Source organism: Streptomyces sp. NPDC005070 (assembly GCF_053600395.1).
The window spans coordinates 1-2491 of record NZ_JBSFZS010000369.1; the positions used below are offsets into that span (position 1 = coordinate 1).

The following is a 2491-nucleotide window of genomic DNA, read 5'->3' on the forward strand; positions in this document are numbered from 1 at the left end:
TGTGCTGTGGTGCGGGAGGTGCAGGTGAGCGCGGACCCCCCGACCCCTCAGGGCCGGGCCGGCGGGCCGGTCCCGCCTCAGTCCTCGCTGGGCGCGGCCGGCAGCTTCGCCTGGATCAGGTCCATCACCGTGGAGTCGGTGAGCGTCGTGACGTCACCGAGTTCGCGGTTCTCGGCCACGTCGCGCAGCAGTCGGCGCATGATCTTCCCGGACCGGGTCTTCGGCAGCTCGGCCACCGGCAGGACCCGCTTCGGCTTGGCGATCGGGCCGAGCGTGGTGCCCACGTGGTTGCGCAGCACCGCCATCAGCCCTTCGTCCTCGGCGGAAGCGGTCCCGCGCAGGATGACGAAGGCGACGATCGCCTGCCCGGTGGTCTCGTCCGCCGCACCCACGACCGCCGCCTCGGCGACCGCCGGGTGGGAGACGAGGGCCGACTCGACCTCGGTCGTCGAGATGTTGTGGCCGGACACGAGCATCACGTCGTCGACGCGCCCGAGCAGCCATACGTCGCCGTCGTCGTCCTTCTTGGCGCCGTCCCCGGCGAAGTACTTGCCCTCGAAGCGGGACCAGTACGTGTCGAGGAACCGCTGGTCGTCGCCCCAGATCGTGCGCAGCATGGACGGCCACGGCTCGGTGAGCACCAGGTAGCCGCCACCGCCGTCGGGCACCTCGTTCGCCTCGTCGTCGACGACCGTGGCCGAGATGCCGGGCAGCGCGCGCTGCGCCGAGCCCGGCTTCGTCTCGGTGACCCCGGGCAGCGGCGAGATCATCATCGCGCCGGTCTCGGTCTGCCACCAGGTGTCGACGATCGGCGTACGGTCCCCGCCGATGTGCTTGCGGTACCAGATCCACGCCTCGGGGTTGATCGGCTCGCCGACCGATCCGAGCACCCGCAGCGAGGACAGGTCGAACTTCGCGGGGATGTCGTCGCCCCACTTCATGAACGTACGGATGGCCGTGGGCGCCGTGTAGAGGATCGTCACCCCGTACTTCTGCACGATCTCCCAGAACCGCCCCTGGTGGGGAGTGTCCGGCGTCCCCTCGTACATGACCTGCGTCGCGCCGTTCGAGAGCGGTCCGTACGTGATGTACGAGTGCCCGGTGACCCAGCCGACGTCGGCCGTGCACCAGTACACGTCGGTCTCCGGCTTCAGGTCGAAGACCGCGTGGTGGGTGTACGAGGCCTGCGTGAGGTAGCCGCCCGAGGTGTGCAGGATGCCCTTCGGCTTACCCGTGGTCCCGGACGTGTAGAGGATGAACAGCGGCTGCTCGGCGTCGAACGCCTCCGGCGTGTGCTCGGCCGACTGCCGTCCGACGATGTCGTGCCACCACACATCGCGGCCCTCGGTCCAGTCGACGTCCTCGCCGGTGCGGCGCACCACCAGCACCTTGTCGACTCCGTCGACCCGGCTCACCGCGTCGTCGACGGCGGGCTTGAGCGCGGACGGCTTCCCGCGCCGGTAACCGCCGTCGGCGGTGATGACCAGCTTGGCGTCGGCGTCCTGGATACGGGTGGCGATCGCCTCGGCGGAGAACCCGCCGAAGACCACCGAGTGCGCGGCGCCGATACGGGCGCACGCCAGCATCGCGACGACGGCCTCGGGGATCATCGGCAGGTAGACGGCGACCCGGTCGCCCTTGCCGATGCCCAGCTCGGTGAGGGCGTTCGCGGCCTTCGACACCTCGTCCTTGAGCTCGGCGTAGGTGATGGCCCGGCTGTCGCCCGGCTCGCCCTCGAAGTGGATGGCGACGCGGTCGCCGTTCCCGGCCTCGACATGCCGGTCCACGCAGTTGTAGGCGACGTTCAGCTTGCCGTCGGCGAACCACTTCGCGAACGGCGGATTGGACCAGTCCAGTGTCTCGGTCGGCTCGGTGGCCCAGGTCAGCCGACGGGCCTGCTCGGCCCAGAAGCCGAGCCTGTCAGCCTTGGCCTGCTCATACGCCTCCGCGGTGACATTGGCGTTCGCCGCCAGGTCGGCGGGCGGCGCGAACCTGCGCTCTTCCTTCAGCAGGTTGGCCAGGCTTTCGTTGCTCACGACATCTCCCTTTCCCAGGGTGTCCGTTGTGTCCCAGGCCACAGCTCATCAGACCGGGAGCCCGGTGACAAGGCCCGACCCGAAATTGGTTTAGACCTATGCCGTGCTACCGGTCCAACCCGCGGTCCGTACGGCATGGCGGCGCCCCGCGGTACGGCCCCGCCGCACTTCACGAGACCACACGAGTTCGCACGAGTCTGCCCCCTTGTGGCACGTACGTACCGGCCACCGGGTTCATCCGGGGGTGCGTCGCCTACTTCTGGGCGCGTCGCCCATGCCTGGGTGCGTTGCCTGTCCCTGGGTCGTCGCCTGTCGCAGGGCCTTCGCCTGTCCCTGGGGGTGTCGCCTACGCCTGGGGGGCGTGCCGGGGCGTCCCCGCTCCGGGGCACCCTCCGTGCCGGGGCGTCCCCCGTTCGGCCCATCAGCGGCACCCCTCACCTGCCGCGTCGGGACAT

General features: G+C 70.1%; 1 protein-coding gene. It reads right to left on the reverse strand.

All coding sequences use genetic code 11. The features are described from left to right. Window positions 1-77 precede the first annotated feature (77 nt). On the reverse strand, window positions 78-2078 hold the full coding sequence (gene acs, locus ACWEBX_RS39150) for an acetate--CoA ligase (RefSeq protein ID WP_451889469.1): 2001 nt from the start codon (window positions 2076-2078) through the stop codon (window positions 78-80). Window positions 2079-2491: the final 413 nt, after the last annotated feature.